The sequence below is a fragment of the Bacillus sp. 22-7 genome (genome assembly GCF_010628845.1).
Lineage (GTDB): Bacteria > Bacillota > Bacilli > Bacillales > Cytobacillaceae > Cytobacillus > Cytobacillus firmus_B.
The window spans coordinates 1-17,701 of the sequence record NZ_NJQY01000033.1; the positions used below are offsets into that span (position 1 = coordinate 1).

A 17,701-nucleotide genomic window follows, 5' to 3' on the forward strand; every position below is an offset into this window, starting at 1 on the left:
TCCGGGTTCTGACTCTGGATCAACGATTTCCCCTTTCTCTGTCCGAAGCCGCACCAACTTCGGACTCTAACTCCTGCTTTTCCCCTTCCTGTGTCCAAAGTCGTTCCAGGGATTCGATCTATTCCACCTTCAAAAACTGCCCCACAACCTCTTCTCCATCTTCAACCCTCAAAGTCTCCTGAACCTCAAGCTCATAATCCCGATACACCTTTTCCCAAAAGCGGACGGCAGGCTTGTTTCGTTTTAATTGCTCGATATACCACGTACCCTTATAGTCACTAAAAAGCTGTCCTACAGCTGCCTGCCCCACTTTTTTCCCCCGGAATGAGTTGTACAGGAAAAAGTCATTGATGCAGTAGTCTGCTTTTGTTAAAAAAGGGGCCTTCAAAAGCAGCAGGAACCCCGCCAGTTTGCCGTCAGCCTTAATAAGATAAGGTTCAATGCCTTCCTTGTCCCAGATTAATGAAAATGCATCAAATTCGAAGGTGCCTTCATCGTTTACATGCAAGGCATCTGTGTATTTTGTTAAATCATGCAAATAGAGCGCATACATGTTCCTTACGATGTCCCGATCCCTGATTGCAGCTTTCACTATTTTAATGTCCATATCCCAATCCCCTTTTCACTATTTACTCTCCAAATTTAAAGGGGAAGAGCATTTTAGGCAAGAATTATTTCAGAAAAGAAGGAATAAACTGAATTCTACAGAAAGTATATTAGGTTCGAGAAAAATTTTTAAGGGGGTTGCAGCATGAGGGTACTGGTATCTTTCTTTAACCGCATTATGCAGCGGTACTTGCCGGATCCATTTTTATTTGTCATTATCCTAACTTTTGCGGTTTTTGGATTAGGCTTAATTTTTACAGATAATGGACCTTACCAGATGGTTCAGCATTGGGGAAATGGGTTTTGGGGCCTTTTGACTTTTTCCATGCAGATGGTGCTGGTATTAGTCACAGGACATGTATTAGCCAGCAGCAATATTTTTAAAAAGGGATTAGGCGCCCTGGCATCATTGGCCAAATCACCCGGCCAGGCCATCCTGATTGTGTCATTCGTGTCGATGGTTGCAAGTTTAATTAACTGGGGTTTCGGCCTTGTAATCGGCGCCTTGTTTGCAAAAGAGCTTGCCAAAAAAGTGAAAAATGTGGATTATCGCCTGTTAATTGCAAGCGCTTACGGAGGGTTCGTTGTCTGGCATGGGGGGATTTCCGGCTCGATCCCATTGACGATTGCTACGCCAGGTCACTTTTCTGAAGATATGATTGGCGTCATCTCTACTGACCAGACTATTTTCGCAGGATTCAATATCTTTATTGTTGTCGCTTTATTATTGGTATTGCCTTTTGTAAACCGCTTTATGATGCCATCGAAAGAGGAAACGATTGTTGTTGATCCTGCGCTCCTTCAAGAAGACGTACAGGCAGCTGCACTCGAAAAAGAGGCGATGACACCTGCTGAACGCCTGGAAAACAGCCGCATCATTTCCCTGCTGGCCGGGATTCTAGGACTTGTGTTCTTATTTTATTATTTCGCCACAAAGGGCTTTAATCTTAATCTTGATATCGTAAACTTCTTGTTTCTGTTCCTGGGCATTCTTTTTCACGGAACGCCTAAACAGTTCCTCGAAGCTGTCCTGAATGCGGTAAAAGGAGCAAGCGGCATCATTATCCAGTTCCCGTTTTATGCCGGAATCATGGGGATGATGACTGCCTCAGGGCTTGCTGCGGTGATGTCCGAAGCATTTGTCAGCATTTCAAATGATTACACGTTTCATTTCTTCGCGTTTTTAAGTGCGGGGCTTGTGAACTTCTTCGTTCCTTCAGGGGGAGGACAGTGGGCTGTTCAGGCTCCGATTATGCTTGAAGCGGCTCAATCAATGGGGGCTTCCATCCCCAAAACGGCCATGGCGGTTGCATGGGGTGATGCCTGGACCAATCTCATTCAGCCTTTCTGGGCGCTGCCGGCACTCGCCATTGCGGGGTTAAAAGCAAAAGACATCATGGGATTCTGCGTGCTGACTCTTCTGGTCAGCGGCGTGATTATTTCAATGGGCTTCTTACTTTTCTAAAAGGAAAAAAGCATGGCACCCGCCATGCTCTTCTATTATGAGCAGCAGCCTCATCGGGAGGCTTATATTCCATTATGATGATCATTTTTCATGTTATGCATATAGGACTCCATGTAGGCTCTCTCTGACTCAGATACATGCTTTTCATTCTCCCCAGTGTCATAGTCGTCAATTCCATGCTTTTTATGCCACCAATCCACAAACATGCCAGTTCCCAGCAATACTGCACAAAAGCCCAGCAAATATAGAATCAATGTGATCACCTCTATATAGTATATCAATTTTTCAGAAAATATTGATATATTGATCAAGCCTATTTTTCTATGAGACTACACTTTTACCGTCTCCGGCAGGTCCTGATATCCCTCCTGATAAATACGGCTGATGATCGATTCGATTGCAGGCTCTTCCACTGTCAGATCCTTGATATTATGCGTTTCGGTAATTTGGGCAATTAGTCCTGAAGCTGATACTTCATCACGGTTGAACCGGATCCAGAAGCGGCTTGCTTCTTCTTTAAACACCTCACCGCCCCTAAGCTTAAGGCTGCGTGAAGATTCCTCCAGGTCCACGATGAGTGTCCTCGTTTTTCCGAAACGCTCTTTGACAACTGCGATTTCCCCGTCATACACCTTCTGCCCATGGTCGATGAGGATCATCCGCTCACAGAGCTTTTCAATATCCTCCATATCATGGGTGGTTAAAATGACGGTTATGCTGCGCTCCTTATTAATCTCTTTTATAAAAGTCCTCATCTTTTCCTTTGCGACGACATCCAGGCCAATCGTCGGCTCATCCAGAAACAGAATGGGCGGGTCATGCAGCAGGGATGCGGCAATGTCAGCTCTCATCCTTTGCCCTAAGGAGAGCTGGCGGACCGGTGTGTTCAGGAATTCATCCAGCCCCAATATCTCGGTGAAGGTGTCCATATTTTCCTTATACCGCTTATCCGGAACCTGATAGATTTCCTTCAGCAGCTCAAACGATTCGATAGTAGGAAGATCCCACCAGAGCTGCGTTCTCTGGCCGAAAACCACTCCGATATTCTTGGCATTTTCCTGTCTGTTCTCATAGGGTATGATGCCATTTACCTTCACACTTCCGGAGGTTGGAACAAGAATGCCCGTCAGCATTTTGATAGTGGTGGACTTTCCGGCTCCGTTCGGTCCGATATAGCCGACCATTTCCCCTTCATTGATCGAAAAGCTGATGTCCTTCACAGCTTCTTTTTTTATATGTTCTCTTTTTACCAGACTCTTCACAGCGCCCAGGAAGCCTGTCTCCCGCTTGGCAATCATAAAGTCCTTCATTAGATGTTCAACCTCTATAATCGGCATTTCCAGCCCTCCTATGAACCTGTACTTTTATATCGCTTTAAACCCAGCATCCAGATCGAATAAGCGATGGAAAAAAAGACGATGCCGACAAGCGGCGAGTAATACCCGATATTCTCCGGGAAAAAGGGTGTTTCTTTTTCAAGGAGCACAGCCGCGGGAAAATAGTTCACAAAGCCGAATGGAATCACAAAGGCCGTAAACCATTGGACGGCTTTCGGATAAATGACCAAAGGATAATTCGTCAGATTTCGGGCAGGAAACATGGCCACCCAGTAAAATTGCTCCGATTTCGTCGTCCAGAATGCGAGGGCAGAAATCATAACAAGCAGTCCGCCCTGGATAAGGATGCCTCCCACCACAGATAACAGCAGAAACAAACTTTTCCCAACTGTCCAATCCAGCTGCAGCCTAAAGCTGACCAAAATAAAAATGCCGATGCTGAAGATAAACTGCCCAAAAGAGGCGACATCAAATTTCATTGCCATGAAATGAAAAAAAGGATTGATTGGCCTGACAAGGAAGCGGTCAAACGTGCCGTTTAAAATGTAGGTGTCCAATCCCCTGAAATGGAAAAAGAGAATGATGCAGAACCCCCAGGATAAAACAGCGACTGCAAATAGAAACAGCATCTCGTAAAAGGTCCATGAGCCGAGTTCCTGAAACTGGTAAAGCATGATCCACATCGTGAGAGCGGTGCCTGTATAGGATGTAATGAGGCCCACAATCCTCATGACAAAAGCAAACCGGTACTGCAGCTGTGCCCTCACACCTGCTGAGATGAGTTTGAAATACAGATCGAAATATTTTACAACACTCACACTCTATCCCCCCTGTACCACTACTTTTTGGGATGCTCGATTCCAGACAAACCTTAACAGCAGATAACTGGCTGCAGCCCAGAATAATTGGACACCCAGGGAAAGCAGGATCTCACTTCCTGAGATTTTGCCTATAAAAATCGCATTTGGTATGTAATAGATTCCCTGAAACGGCAGGTAAAGAGCCATCGTTTCCAGCCAGCCCGGGAAAAACCACAGCGGGATGACGGATCCGGACAGAAGGGACATCGCGAAGTAAAAGACATCGACAATGCCGCCCGTTTCAACGAGGAAAAAGGAAAGCAGCCCGAAGGACATTTCAATGCAATAGCGAATCAGGAATCCTATAAAAGCGGATACGATAAATAACGCCCAAGTTTCCCATCCTGAAGGCAATGTCAAATCCATAAAAATGAACATGACCGTATATAAAGGGAGCAGTGCTGTCAGTATGTAAAAGGCCACACTGCCAAAGTCGGCAAAAAGGTAGCGGAGCGGCACATCAAACGGCCTCATTAATTCCAGGGAAATATCGCCTGTCCGGACCTTCTCCTGGATTTCCCACAGCGGGGTGCCCGCCCCATTTACCCCCGTTAAAAATTGGCTGACCACAATATACGTCAGCATGGACTCAAAGCTGACGCCGCCAGCCTCTTCCCTTCCGGCATATAATGCGGTCCAAATCGAACCCCACATCAGCAGAAAAATAAGGTTTGAGCCGAGCCGTGACCATACATCAAACCGATAAACGGCTGATCGCAGAAAGGCCTTCTTTGTGAAGGTCCAATATAAACGAAACCTGAACATCCGCACACCCGCTTTTTGATTTTTTTGATTATTTCATATTTTAACATAATATGGGAGCGAAAAAATAAGAAGTTTAAAAAGAAGGAAAACGGTGGAATTTAAGAGAAAGGGTTGGCTTTTTCAGGGGTAATGAATTAAAATAACATGTGGTTTATAAATATAAGAAAAAGGTGAATAAATTGATTGACGCATCCAGAAAGAAGCATTCTTCTTCCGATCTGATAAAATTTCTCATACCGTCCTTAATTGGAATCAGCTTATTCATGGTTCCGATCAAATATCAGGGGGATATTACGATTCCCATCGCTATTTTTTCAGGATGGATCCAAAACTTGCTTACAGATTATCTTCCTGAAATTATGACCTTTATTATTGTGATTACATTCTTGGGTACATTGCTGGCGAAGCTCGCCAAGCCTGCTTTTATCGAGAATAGCTCTTTTTTCAAGAACTTATTTGATGTTCCCTACATCTGGGCTGCAGCGAGATTTATCGGCGCTGTTTTTGCTGTTATCACCCTATTTCAAATAGGGCCAGAACAGGTCTGGTCTGAAAACACGGGCGGACTGCTCTTAAATGACCTTCTGCCGATCCTGTTCTCAGTCTTTTTATTTGCAGGGCTTTTCCTGCCTTTGCTATTGAATTTCGGATTGCTTGAATTCTTTGGAGCGCTTTTAACGAAAATCATGCGACCGGTATTCAGGCTGCCTGGAAGGTCTTCAATTGACTGTGTAGCTTCCTGGCTTGGCGATGGCACGATTGGTGTTCTTTTGACCAGCAAGCAGTATGAAGAAGGCTATTATACGAAAAGGGAAGCCGCCATTATCGGAACGACCTTCTCTGTCGTATCCATTACCTTCAGCCTTGTGGTGATTTCACAGGTGAATCTAGGCCATATGTTTGTGCCTTTTTATCTGACCATTACAGCGGCAGGATTCATCTGCGCCATCATCAGCCCAAGAATCTGGCCTCTGGCCAAAAAGCCTGATACGTATTATAACGGGCAGGAAGCGGAGCTTGATGAAAACATTCCTGAAGGGCACACTTCTTTCAGCTGGGGGCTTAAGCAGGCTTTAGATAAAGCACGCACTAATCAAAGCCTGAAAGCCTTCTTCCAGGATGGCGCCAAGAACATTCTGGATATGTGGATGGGTGTTGCCCCAATTGTCATGGCTTTGGGAACCTTGGCTCTGATCGTTGCCGAATACACGCCGGTTTTCACGTATCTGGGAATGCCGTTCATTCCATTGCTTGAATTGATGCAGGTGCCGGAAGCAAAAGCTGCTTCTGAAACACTTGTGGTCGGTTTCGCCGATATGTTCCTGCCATCCGTGATCGGGGCAAGCATTGAAAGCGAGATGACCCGCTTTATTGTCGCTGCAGTATCTGTTACCCAGCTGATTTATATGTCAGAGGTCGGCGGACTTCTGCTGGGCTCCAAGATACCTGTATCCTTCTGGGATCTTGTTATTATCTTTATACAGCGAACACTGATTACATTGCCGGTGATTGTGCTGGCTGCGCATCTTCTTTTTTAACATACGAAAAGAGGTATCCTTATGCGGGATACCTCTTTTGTATTGTTAAAAGCATTGAAAGGAACGAATTCTCCTCAAGTCTGTTCCGTAATACGTCCAGCGCCAGTTTCTCCAGCGCCAGCCGGCAACAGAGGTCCTGCCGACAAAGGTCGGGTAGAACCAGAAGCTGTTTCCGTTTTGCAGCCATACATAGGTATTGCGGAATAAGCAGCCTCTAATGGCACCAGGATCAACAGCGAACGTGCTGACCTGCTGCATTTGAGGGGTGAAGTTTGGCGGAGGAGCCGATGGCGGTCCCTCCTGTCCTCCAGGGCCTCCTCCACCACCCGGAGGTCCAAATCCGCCGCCTGGTCCACCCGGTGGCGGTCCTGGTGGTCCGAACCCTCCTCCTGGCGGAAACCCCGGAATATTGAATCCGCCGCCTGGAAAACCAGGGATGCCGAAGCCTCCTCCTGATCCCCCGCCCGGAAAAATGCGTCCATGTTCATTTTGCTCATACATATATGGATAAAACGGATAGTTCATATAATCCATTTTGATACTCCTTTCGGGATTTAGACTTTCTCTGCAATCAGCAGCAATTCAGAGCGGACCTGCTCTTTAATCCGGTCAACCACTGAAAAGTCCATGCTGTTGACATAGATTTTTTCCAGCGTGTCCCGCTGGGTTTTTGCCCGTGCCAGATAGGATATGGCTTCGGTCATTTTATTTTTATAACGGGTGCTGATATCCTTTAGCTGTTCAGCGTAAATTTCATCTGTGCCTGAGTTGATCGTTATTTCATACATATCTACGATTTCATCGCCATCACGATTCGGAAAGTATTCATGCGGAGCTGTGCTGTCAAAGATAGCGAGGCCCAGCTCGCGCACAATGATCATATCCAGGCTGTGCGGATCAAACCCGCAATGATAGATTTCAATATCAAATCCACGGCTTTCAGCTTCCTTTGCCAGCTTCTTCAGCATGGTGGACTTGCCGGAACCCGGACGCCCTTTTATGAAGTATCTTTTTTGAATATCCTCTGTAAGATTCGGCACAAAATCTACCGCTCCGATTGGAGTGGCTGCCCCTAAATAACGATGCTTTACACATGGAGTCTTATTTAGTTTCATATTTCCATAGAAGGTGGAAATCAGCTTTTTCGTCAGTTCATCTGCCTTCTGGAAATTCATATTTTCTATATAGATTTTTTCCCATTCATCATGAATCCTCAGTGCTTCGGCAAACGTGTCATAAGCTGTTGCAAAGGAATTGCTGATCTGGCCCGACAGTAAGGTAATCTCTTCTTTACATGCAGCCAGTGCCCTTGAATCCCAGGCTTCGCCAAGATTGATATATTCTTCGACCGCGCCTGGTGCTTTCGGTTCGATCACATGCGGCGCTGTTCCATCGACAATGCCTGCTTTTAAAGAAGGAATGATGACGCCATCGAGCGATTGACTGTCTGATGAGCAATAAATGTATTCCAGGTCATAGCCTTTTTCGGACAGGTCTGCCCCGATTGCTTTCATCAGGGATGATTTTCCTGTTCCCGGTCCGCCTTTTAAAATGTATAGGCGATCAAGCCCTGCCAGGTTCGATTCGAATAAATTGTGGAATCCCCGGGCTGTATTCCCGCCGGCGAAGTATTTTAATATTTTCCCAGCCACTCCTACACTTCCTTTCGAAATGCATTTTCACCTTACAGTATGCAAAAGGAGCGGGATGGGTGAAAGCCTATGAAAAAAAGAGTGCTGAATCGTGGTGATTCAGCACTCTTTCTTCAATTATTTGATTAAATCCGCCAGTTCAGCCCCAATGGCCTTCTGCAGGTCATCCAACTTGAGCTCCATCTGCATGCCGATTTTGCCGCCGCTGACTATGATCAGCTCAAGCTCTTGTGCCTTTGCGTCGATGAAAGAGGGATATTGCTTTTTCATTCCGACCGGGGAGCAGCCACCGCGTATGTAGCCGGTGAGCTTCTGGATATCTTTGACCGGGATCATTTCCACTTTTTTTTCGCCTGCAGCTTTCGCGGCTTTTTTCAGGTCGAGCTCTTCTGTCACAGGAATGATGAACACGAAGACCTGCTTTGTGACGCCCTTGGCGACTAATGTTTTATAGACAGCTTTAGGGTCTTTGCCGATTTTTTCTGCAACCGAAACACCATCAATCTTCCCGTCCTGGCTGTCATATGTAATCAATTCATAAACTACCTTTTGAGCATCGAGCATACGCATCGCATTTGTTTTACCCTTTGCCATTGCCTGCGCCTCCAGTGGTTATTTACCTCATTTTAGCATTTTTGGCCAGTTTCAAAAAGGCAGAGGGAAAAGAATAGCAGGATTCCCCAAAAGGGAATCCTGCTAATAGAAATTATTTCAATCGGTACACACGGGCTTCATATGGCTTAAGCGTAAATGAATCCATATCACTATGTTTTTCAACCGGATAGTTATTCAATAAAAGCTGTTCATAGGAAAGCTTATCATCTGCTTCAAAAGAGGCTTCCTCTGTTGAAAGGTTTGTAATTACAACTACCTTGTCATCTTCAGATGTACGGGTATAGGCATAGATTTGCTGGTCATCTCCAAGAAGCAAATCATATTGGCCATAAGTGAAGACTTCATTTTCTTTTTTCAGCCGAATCATCTTTTTATAGAAAGAAAGGATAGAGTCCCCGTCCTGCGATTGGATCTCCACATTGATCTCCTTATAGTTCGGATTCACCTTCATCCAAGGCTGGCCTTTAGTGAATCCTGCGTTTTCTTTAGAGGACCACTGCATTGGCGTACGGCTGTTGTCACGGGAAGAAGCCCAGATGATGTCCATGATGTCCTGATGGGACATGCCTTCCTCTTTTTTCAGGCGGTACAGGTTTTTCACAGCCACATCATCATAATCGTCAATGGAAGGGAATTGGACATTGGTCATGCCGATTTCCTGACCCTGGTAAATGAATGGCGTACCCTGCATCAGGAAGTACATGGCACCCATGGCTGTTGAGCTCTGCTGCCAGTATTCCTTATCATTTCCCCATGTAGAAACAACACGCGGCTTATCATGATTCTCGATGAATAACGCGTTCCACCCGTCCGCCTCCAGGCCTTTCTGCCAGCGGGTCAGAACCTTTTTCAGCTCGACAATATCAACATCAGGGTTTGTTTCCGCGTCCCAAAGACCAAGGTGCTCAAATTGGAAAATCATATCCATTTTACCCTGTTCTTCACCGACCCACAGATCAGCTTCATCCACGGTAACACCGTTTGCTTCGCCGACTGTCATCACATCATAGTTAGCATAGGTGCGGTCTTTAAATTCCTTTAAGTACTCGTGAATGCCTTCCTGGTTCATATGCATATCGAAGGAAGAAACATACTTTTTCTTCTTTGGGTTCGGCATATCAGGCAGGCCGGCACGCTTTTTGATATGGCTTATGGCATCAATCCGGAAGCCGTCGATTCCCTTGTCCAGCCACCAGTTCACCGTATCATATAAAGCCTCGCGGACCTCTTTATTTTCCCAGTTCAAATCAGGCTGCTTGGTTGAAAAGACATGCAGGTAATACTGTTCCGTCTTCTCATCGTATTCCCATGCCGATCCGCCGAAAATGCTTTCCCAGTTATTTGGCTCCTTGCCATTCTTTCCGTCTCTCCAAATATACCAGTCTCTTTTCGGGTTCTCTTTGGACTCACGGGACTCAATAAACCAAGGATGCTCATCACTTGTATGGTTCAGCACAAGATCCAGAATCAGCTTCATATCGCGCTTATGGACCTCATCCATCAGCTGATTGAAATCCTCCATCGAACCGAAATCCTCCATGATATCCTGGTAGTCTGAAATATCGTATCCATTATCATCATTAGGGGATTTGTACATTGGGCAAATCCAGATGACATCAATGCCTAACCCTTTAATATAATCCAGCCGCTGAATAATTCCCTGAAGATCGCCAATTCCATCTCCGTTCGAATCCTGGAAACTGCGGGGATAAATTTGATATCCAACTGCTTCTTTCCACCATACCTTTTTCATGTTAACACCCTCATTATATATAAATTTCTTTTCTATAATCTCTGTTTGGTGCGCAAACGTTTGCATTAAGCGGCATAAAAAAAGCTGCCTGCTTAATGCATGTGCATACTACTACAGTAAGTGTAACGCTTACAATTCAATTTTTCAATACCCTAATTAAATTAGGATTTATAGAAAAAGAAAACTCGCATATTAGCGGGTTTTCTCTGTTTTTGAAGGTTTCTTATTTAAGTAAAGCACCCGATAGTTTAAGTGTATTTATTCACAAACTTAAGACCTTATTAGACACCTGCCTGTTTCCTATACGTCCGTCCTTTATTCGTTGGTATAAATTTAAATGCGGTTACAGATAATATCCCTATAACAAATTAGGGGGTTATGAAATGGAAGGAGCAACCACAAGTAATAATGGAATGAGCACTTCTAATAAACTAAACCTTTCAGGTCTTGGTGTTGGAGCAATTGTACTAACCACTCTTTATACTGCTGTTTTAGCTTCGCAGTTAATGGCTACCAAACATAAAGTCGATTACCTTTATTACAAAGAAATAACACAAAATAAATAGCTTATTATAGGCGGTGTTTTTTCACCGTCTTTTATTATACATAAAACAGCAATTTGAGCTAAACTGCCCCGTTAGTCGAATAAGAAAGATCCTAACTGGTTCTTCAACTCTTGCACCCGTTCGTAATATAAGGTTAGCCAGATATTTCTGGTTGACCTTTTAATTTTGGGTCTTATTATATAACGGTAGTCGGGGTAGAACGTCGCACCCGTGGGTTAAATCCCGTCAACTAAACTGTTCACCCCCTACTTGTATAAACATGTTTCAGGCTGGTTGGGACAAAGATCCCGTTTAACAAGCGAACCTATGACATTACAAGAAGCCTTAGGGGATACCGACAAATTGAGTTTTAGGAGGAGAAAAGCATGAATCCAGTCATTGGCCTGGATGTATCAAAAGGAGAGAGTCAGGTTCAAGCATTTTTAGACAAAGGCAAACCGTATCGTAAGAGCTTTAGTATCAAGCACAATACCGATGGTTTAGGTAGTTTATTAGAGTTCCTTCATGAAGTAGAAAGTTCAGCTGGTGGTCATCAGCCAACGGTGGTTTTAGAATCAACAGGACATTACCATTTTCCTGTCATTCAATTTCTTGAGGAGCAAAGTTTTGTTTATATTGTTGTCAATCCTCTTATCTCCCATCGAGCCAAAAGTTCGAGTTTGCGGAAGGTAAAAACAGATGCAATTGATGCTTACCACCTTTGCGAGCTGTTTTATAAAGAAGAGTTAGAGCCTTATAAAAAAAGAGGAATTCAACTTTTAAATCTTCGTAATCTAACAAGACAACAAGAAAGTATTGCCGAAGTATCAGCACAGACTAAAATACAGCTGCATACCCTTTTGGATCAGGTATTTCCTGAATATAGAGGAGTTTTTGGAAGTTTATATTCCAAAGTCTCATTGCTTACATTATTAGCATTTCCTACTTCAGAAGTAGTGTTAAGTGTGAGTGAAAGAGAAATAACAGAGAAAATAGCTTCGCTATGTATGAGTCGTTCAGATGCATGGGCAAACGAAAAGGCTAAAAAATTAAGGGAAGCAGCCCTTCGTAATCCGTTTCAAAACAAACTCTACCAGAGTAATATTTTTAATCTAGAGTTATTAGTCAAGATCGTTCTTCAATACCAAGAGCATCTATCTAAAATTGCAGTTGAAATAGATGCCCTCGCTAAAGAAATTGAAGAATATTATATACATCAATCTATCCCTGGAATTGGAGAGAAAATCGCCGCCACGATTATTTCCGAAATTGGTGAGATAGATCGGTTCAATGATGCCAAAAAGCTCGTTGCATTCGCTGGAGTGGATCCTAGTGTTTGCTCTTCTGGTAAGTTTACCGCATCAGTAAATCGAATCACCAAACGATGTTCTAGCAGGCTTCGTCATGCCTTGTATATGGCTGTACAAAGTGGTATTCGTGATGCTCGTAAAAAGAAAACAACTGGTGAAATCATCGCACGCAATAAAAAATTAAGGGAGTTTTACGATAAGAAACGTGAAGAAGGAAAACCCTTTAGAGTACAGTTATTGCATGTGTTAATAAGCTCTTACATTGGATTTTTGCCTTACTAAAAAGCAGAACTATTTTCCAAGATACACCTTAAAAACTATATCTAACTAAATACAACAAAACCTTCCAAATAAAACATAGAGGAAGGTTATTTGGCATGAACATTTTTAGTATATCATGACGTTATTAATCATTTTATTGAAAAATGTTGACAAACTATTAGCTGGTTTAGCTTAATAACTTCAACAAAAAAGAAATTAATTAATTAATTAATGAAACACTATATCACCTAAATCACTTCACTCTATATTTGGTTGAAATCTCTTTACTCAAGGAATCTGACATATAATCAAACTTAAAATAAATAATCAACTGATTCGGTTCTTCCCATTCTAATTTATATGCACTGTCCGAAAATGGCTTATAGCCGTCATCTGTATTAATGCTGGTTAAATAAGTCATATACAATCTTGAATTTGATAATTGGTATAGGCGACCATAACCTCTTTCAATCACTACAAATTCTTCTTTATTATCTGGAGAAGAAAACCTCGTGTATTCAGCCTCAGTTAGTAGATTTGGAAGGGACGGTACGATTATGAAAAATACCCCTATAGCAATTATTATTCCTTTTATACCTCTATCATTGAACAAATAAATTAGCGATACTATTGCCACAATTATAAGCAAATTACGTATTGCCTGATGACTAATACCGTTTGGTGGTGTTCCTATTTGAACAAATATTCCATTGATTTGTAGTGTTAGCAAAGCAAAAAGTAATAAAATACTTATAATGAATGTGATAATAGCTACCTTTAGAAATTCTTTTGTATTACTTTTTTCCACTATTTATCACCACCTTTGAACAAAAACAGTAAATCCTTCTGCAATAAACCTGTCACGTTTGTTAAACAAGAAAAAAGATCGCTCCAGCGATCCTCATCTTTAATTCTTGCACCCTTTAGTAGAAGAACTTCTAATCCTTTTTTATACTTTTTTGATATTTACTATGTCCATCTGTTACACCAGTAAGTTCAAAGTCATTGCACTTATAAAATTTATTTAATTTAGTATTATCTGTAACACAATCTAACTTAAGATATTCTTTTTCTCTTGCATTGTCTTGTATCCAAGTTAATATACTTTTACCTATACCTTTCTTCATATAAGTTGGTGTTATTGCAAGTCTATGTAAATATAGCGATTTTGAAGAAATATCACTTCCCCAAATATGCCTATCCCATTCACTTTGTTTAGATAATAGTGTGAACGTAGCCACAATATTCTTATCTTTTAAAACAATGTATGTTTCTTGATTAATTATGGCTTGTTTAATCTCTTCATCCTCACCACCATCTAGTAGAAACCTCCATTGGTTTATATCATTATCTTTCATCCATTGAGCTATCTGCTTTAACATTTCAATAATTACACTACTATCGTGATTAGTAGCAATTTTTATTTCAAAACCTTCACCGTAATCCAAGTAAATTCTTACCTCCTTTTTCAATTAACTTTTTTTATTCGATACCTTATAAATTCAACAAACCACTTCAACTAACCTGCCCGTTTGTACAATAAGAAAAAAACCGCCAGAGATGGCAGCTTAATTCTTTAATATTATCATGTTCTTATCAACGGAAATAACTTCATCATTAGCAAAAATAATTAACGCAGTTCCACTTTCGTATTTAATCGAATTAAATTCACCAATGACTAGAACTTCTCCTTTTCTAATTTGGTAAACAACCTGATTATCATTTTCCTCGCTATCGTAAGCTGCTAAATCATTGACTAAGAAACCTTTAAGAGGTTCATTAAATAACTTCATTTTTTTACTCCATTAGTACAATTTTGTGTTAAACAACGGCTTATACCTAGATGGTACAAGTTACCTTAACTCATTTTAAATCATTTAGTGACGCGGGTGCTGTACCCTACATTAAATTAACTTAATGCCGCCTATGCTTTTGTTTTTCCCAGTATGTATAGAGAGTATTACAAGGGGGGTAAGCAATGATTATTTTAGGTGTAATAAGCAGAGTCGCTGGTTGGCTTTTAGGAATGTTTCTATTAATAAGAACACAGATAGCCAACCAATTGTCAGGAGAATACCTTTACCACTTTTGTTGTTCATCCTAATAATAGGAGCTTAAGAATTATTATTTTTTGTTTCACAAACCTCTTCCGTTTGTTACAGAAAAATGAGCTTCAAATTATTTAAGATTTTTCGTTACCATATAACATACTTTTTAAAAAATCTATCTTTCTGCTATCTTTATTATTATTATTATTTGCTCGATAGCTATCCTTGGATGAGGACTCGTAAACACTTAAATACTGTTCAAGATTCAGTAAGTAATACTTTACATCTTCCGTTTGATGCATTTCTAAGTCCTCTAATTGTACTCCGGCGAAACTTGGCAGTGTGTCTATAATGCCAAACTCAACTGATAATCCATCTTTAGAGAACTCATGCTCATGCAAATCAATTAAGCTATATTCCAGTGATTTCATAATGTTCACTATATCATTCCACTTATGTATATTTAATTCCGGCGGTACTTCCCAGCCTCTTTCATCACCAGGTACATGAATATCCAAGTCTTGCGCACACCAACTTTTTCCTGTTACGACTTCTAAACCAACCGACCCCATTAACAAGGGGATAATATCAATATCACTTAGTTTCTTTGCAATTTTTATAAACTCAATAAATTTGTGATTCATTTTCCCCTCCATATCTCTGCCCCGTTTGTCGAAAAGAAATGAATGATCCTTACTGATCCTCAATTCTTGCACTTATTAGTTGAAGAAGGCAAACTCTATTTAATTTGGAAACCAATAACAGTAACTTAAAATTAATATGCTTATTTACATTCTTATTCCTGGGTGATTATAAAAAAGCCGCAGCACTCCCGCTTGCGGCTTCCAATATGGTCAGGCAGGCTCCATTTGAAGCTGATCCCGGTATGGTTTTAATGAATGATAAATAATGTTCTGCATGAATGCCTTATCCATGTCCGGCAAGAGCTTTTCAGCAAATGCCCAGGCATTTTCCTCAATTTTCAATGCCGTGAGCCGGCGTTCCTGCTCTGTTGTGCAGGCATCAAGATGGCTGGCCAATTGCTCCAGCTCCGCATCTTCTGCATGGCCTAACTCATGAGCAAACACAACGGCAAAATAATCTAAAAAACGATCAGCAGAAGCAAACAGCTGCTGGCATTGGTTCTTAATCTCTTCTGCATAAAGGGTTACTGTATGTGTTCCCATGCTGTATTTTCCGCCAGCTATACGATTTCCCGGAAAATGTTTCTCTAATTTAATGTCCGCCTGACTCCCCGACCTCTTCAGCAATTCATGAACAACAAGATCCAAGCTTTCTTTATTCAATGCAAACACCTTTCTCTATTTAAAGCTTATAGGCTATTATATGAGAAAAGTGTACAGAAATAAACCAATACATACCCTTTTATTTCGGCGACAAAACCTAAATCCCTTAATTTTTATCCTGCAGAAGCGATTTATGGATCCAGATCGCAGCCTGTGCACCCTCTCCCATCGCAATGGTTACTTGTTCCGAGTGGGCTGCCACATCGCCTGCTGCCCAAACATTTTGGACACTGGTCATTTTCGAGCGCGGATCTGTCAGGAGATGCTTATTTTCAAGCCGCTCTGCACCTAGCTGCTTTGCCAGGCCGGATTTTATCTCATTTCCGCCAAATGCAATAAATCCTCTATCCCCTGTAATTTCTTTGCCGTTTTCCAGCCTTACACCTTTAAATTTGTCATCATCTGCAAGCACTTTATCTATTGTTTCTTCCACATATTCAATTTTTTCCTCTCTCATTTTCTCTAAAAATTCCTGATCTGGCACCTTTTTTTCATGGTTGATGAAAACAAGGTCATTTGTCCAGTAAGACAAGGTTAAGCACATATTCGCGCCGGCATTTCCAGAGCCAAGCACAATAGTGCGTTTATCCTTCACCTCATATCCATCACAGTCTGGACAGACATAAACCGATATGCCAAGACAAGGCATCAGTTCCGGGAATGGCGGCATCCGGTCCATGACTCCCGTTGCCAGCAAAATCCGTTTGCCGGAATATTTATTGCCGGTTTCTGCTGAAACGACAAATCCTCCTTCAGCCTTTTCAGCCTGTTCCACCTTTTCATGAACAAAGTCCACTCCAAGGCTTTCGGCGTGTTTTTTCCCAAGCTCACGAAGCTCCGGGCCGCTCACACCATCAGGATAGCCTAAGATATTATGATAATTTTTGCATATCACGGAACGCCCATCATTGGAATCCAGCACCAGCACCTTATGCTTATACCTGCCCAGCTGAATGGCAGCCTGCAGTCCCGCAATCCCTCCTCCAACAATCAGACAATCATAATTCAAAAATAATTCCTCCTTTTCGTGCCAAAAAAGGCTATACATGTAAACTACCCAGAAAATCGGTTTCCAAATACACTTCATTTTTAAAATGGTTTGCTTTGTTACAGGGTAGGGGGGCTGCTGATTGTGGTGTGGGAACTTCGTTTGTTGGTAAAATTCGGGGTTTGTGACTACTTTTTTCGTATTTTGGCGGAGAAGTGGTATCTATCGGGAGCTTTGGTGCTGCTTCTTTCTGGTTTTGTCGGATAAGAGGTATCTATTCGGGATTTTGGTGCTGCTTCTTTTTGGTTTTATCGAAAAAGAGGTATCTATCCAGGGCTTTGACGCTGCTTCTTTCTAGTTTTATCGAATAAGCGGCATCTAACCAGGGCTTTGACGCTGCTTCTTTCTGGTTTTATCGAATAAGAGGTATCTATTCGGGATTTTGATGCAGCTTCTTTTTGGTTTTATCGAAAAAGAGGTATCTATCCAGGGCTTTGACGCTGCTTCTTTCTGGTTTTATCGAATAAGCGGTATCTATCTAGGGCTTTGACGCTGCTTCTTTCTAGTTTTATCGAATAAGCGGCATCCAACCAGGGCTTTGACGCTGCTTCTTTCTGGTTTTGTCGAATTAGAGGTATCTATCCAGGGCTT

General features: G+C 42.1%; 18 protein-coding genes and 1 pseudogene. 4 read left to right on the forward strand and 15 right to left on the reverse strand.

Going from position 1 to position 17,701, the window contains the following annotated elements; genetic code table 11:
• Window positions 1-118: 118 nt before the first annotated feature.
• Window positions 119-607, reverse strand: coding sequence for a GNAT family N-acetyltransferase (locus CE058_RS20745; RefSeq protein WP_163144918.1), 489 nt, complete (start codon window positions 605-607; stop codon window positions 119-121).
• Window positions 608-751: 144 nt separating this feature from the next.
• Between CE058_RS20745 and CE058_RS20750 the strand changes: the two genes are divergently transcribed.
• On the forward strand, window positions 752-2,071 hold the full coding sequence (locus CE058_RS20750; RefSeq protein WP_163144919.1) for a short-chain fatty acid transporter: 1,320 nt from the start codon (window positions 752-754) through the stop codon (window positions 2,069-2,071).
• A gap of 62 nt (window positions 2,072-2,133) precedes the next feature.
• Here CE058_RS20750 and CE058_RS20755 read toward each other — a convergent pair whose 3' ends face one another.
• From CE058_RS20755 to CE058_RS20770, 4 genes are all read right to left on the reverse strand, one after another.
• Entirely contained in the window at window positions 2,134-2,334 is a 201-nt protein-coding gene (locus CE058_RS20755) for a hypothetical protein (RefSeq protein ID WP_235192209.1), read from the reverse strand.
• Window positions 2,335-2,400: 66 nt separating this feature from the next.
• The gene (locus CE058_RS20760) at window positions 2,401-3,408 is read right to left on the reverse strand and encodes an ABC transporter ATP-binding protein (protein ID WP_048009487.1); all 1,008 of its coding nucleotides are present in this window, start codon (window positions 3,406-3,408) and stop codon (window positions 2,401-2,403) included.
• A gap of 11 nt (window positions 3,409-3,419) precedes the next feature.
• A complete protein-coding gene (locus CE058_RS20765) occupies window positions 3,420-4,226 on the reverse strand; it encodes an ABC transporter permease (RefSeq protein ID WP_163144920.1) in 807 nt (268 codons plus the stop codon).
• A 3-nt stretch (window positions 4,227-4,229) separates the two neighbouring features.
• Window positions 4,230-5,033: an ABC transporter permease gene (locus CE058_RS20770; protein ID WP_048009489.1), complete on the reverse strand. Its 804-nt coding sequence runs from the start codon at window positions 5,031-5,033 to the stop codon at window positions 4,230-4,232.
• 263 nt (window positions 5,034-5,296) lie between these two features.
• On the opposite strand from CE058_RS20770, the gene CE058_RS20775 reads away from it, so the two are divergent.
• Window positions 5,297-6,571: a YjiH family protein gene (locus CE058_RS20775; protein WP_227888714.1), complete on the forward strand. Its 1,275-nt coding sequence runs from the start codon at window positions 5,297-5,299 to the stop codon at window positions 6,569-6,571.
• 45 nt (window positions 6,572-6,616) lie between these two features.
• Here CE058_RS20775 and CE058_RS20780 read toward each other — a convergent pair whose 3' ends face one another.
• The 4 genes from CE058_RS20780 to CE058_RS20795 all read right to left on the reverse strand — a co-directional run bounded on the left by CE058_RS20780 (window position 6,617) and on the right by CE058_RS20795 (window position 10,591).
• Window positions 6,617-7,105 carry a hypothetical protein gene (locus CE058_RS20780; RefSeq protein ID WP_048009490.1) on the reverse strand — a complete coding sequence of 163 codons (489 nt, stop codon included), beginning with the start codon at window positions 7,103-7,105 and terminating at the stop codon, window positions 6,617-6,619.
• A 20-nt stretch (window positions 7,106-7,125) separates the two neighbouring features.
• Window positions 7,126-8,223: a PRK06851 family protein gene (locus CE058_RS20785; RefSeq protein WP_163144921.1), complete on the reverse strand. Its 1,098-nt coding sequence runs from the start codon at window positions 8,221-8,223 to the stop codon at window positions 7,126-7,128.
• Between the two features lie 117 nt (window positions 8,224-8,340).
• Window positions 8,341-8,817 carry a Cys-tRNA(Pro) deacylase gene (gene ybaK / locus CE058_RS20790; protein ID WP_163144922.1) on the reverse strand — a complete coding sequence of 159 codons (477 nt, stop codon included), beginning with the start codon at window positions 8,815-8,817 and terminating at the stop codon, window positions 8,341-8,343.
• 112 nt (window positions 8,818-8,929) lie between these two features.
• Entirely contained in the window at window positions 8,930-10,591 is a 1,662-nt protein-coding gene (locus CE058_RS20795; protein ID WP_163144923.1) for a glycoside hydrolase family 13 protein, read from the reverse strand.
• A gap of 383 nt (window positions 10,592-10,974) precedes the next feature.
• Between CE058_RS20795 and CE058_RS20800 the strand changes: the two genes are divergently transcribed.
• Window positions 10,975-11,157, forward strand: a complete 183-nt coding sequence (locus tag CE058_RS20800) for a hypothetical protein (RefSeq protein ID WP_048009494.1) — start codon at window positions 10,975-10,977, stop codon at window positions 11,155-11,157.
• Between the two features lie 365 nt (window positions 11,158-11,522).
• Window positions 11,523-12,760 (forward strand): annotated as a pseudogene (locus CE058_RS20805) (IS110 family RNA-guided transposase).
• 200 nt (window positions 12,761-12,960) lie between these two features.
• Here CE058_RS20805 and CE058_RS20810 read toward each other — a convergent pair.
• From CE058_RS20810 to CE058_RS20835, 6 genes are all read right to left on the reverse strand, one after another.
• Window positions 12,961-13,515, reverse strand: a complete 555-nt coding sequence (locus tag CE058_RS20810) for a hypothetical protein (protein WP_048009495.1) — start codon at window positions 13,513-13,515, stop codon at window positions 12,961-12,963.
• A gap of 130 nt (window positions 13,516-13,645) precedes the next feature.
• Window positions 13,646-14,155: a GNAT family N-acetyltransferase gene (locus CE058_RS20815; RefSeq protein WP_053071341.1), complete on the reverse strand. Its 510-nt coding sequence runs from the start codon at window positions 14,153-14,155 to the stop codon at window positions 13,646-13,648.
• A gap of 120 nt (window positions 14,156-14,275) precedes the next feature.
• Window positions 14,276-14,500, reverse strand: coding sequence for a hypothetical protein (locus CE058_RS20820; RefSeq protein ID WP_048009496.1), 225 nt, complete (start codon window positions 14,498-14,500; stop codon window positions 14,276-14,278).
• Window positions 14,501-14,889: 389 nt separating this feature from the next.
• Window positions 14,890-15,399: a hypothetical protein gene (locus tag CE058_RS20825; RefSeq protein ID WP_048009497.1), complete on the reverse strand. Its 510-nt coding sequence runs from the start codon at window positions 15,397-15,399 to the stop codon at window positions 14,890-14,892.
• A gap of 210 nt (window positions 15,400-15,609) precedes the next feature.
• Entirely contained in the window at window positions 15,610-16,071 is a 462-nt protein-coding gene (locus tag CE058_RS20830; RefSeq protein ID WP_226618789.1) for a hypothetical protein, read from the reverse strand.
• A 97-nt stretch (window positions 16,072-16,168) separates the two neighbouring features.
• Complete coding sequence (locus CE058_RS20835) at window positions 16,169-17,071, reverse strand: NAD(P)/FAD-dependent oxidoreductase (protein WP_163144924.1); 903 nt, start codon at window positions 17,069-17,071, stop codon at window positions 16,169-16,171.
• Between the last annotated feature and the right edge of the window lie 630 nt (window positions 17,072-17,701).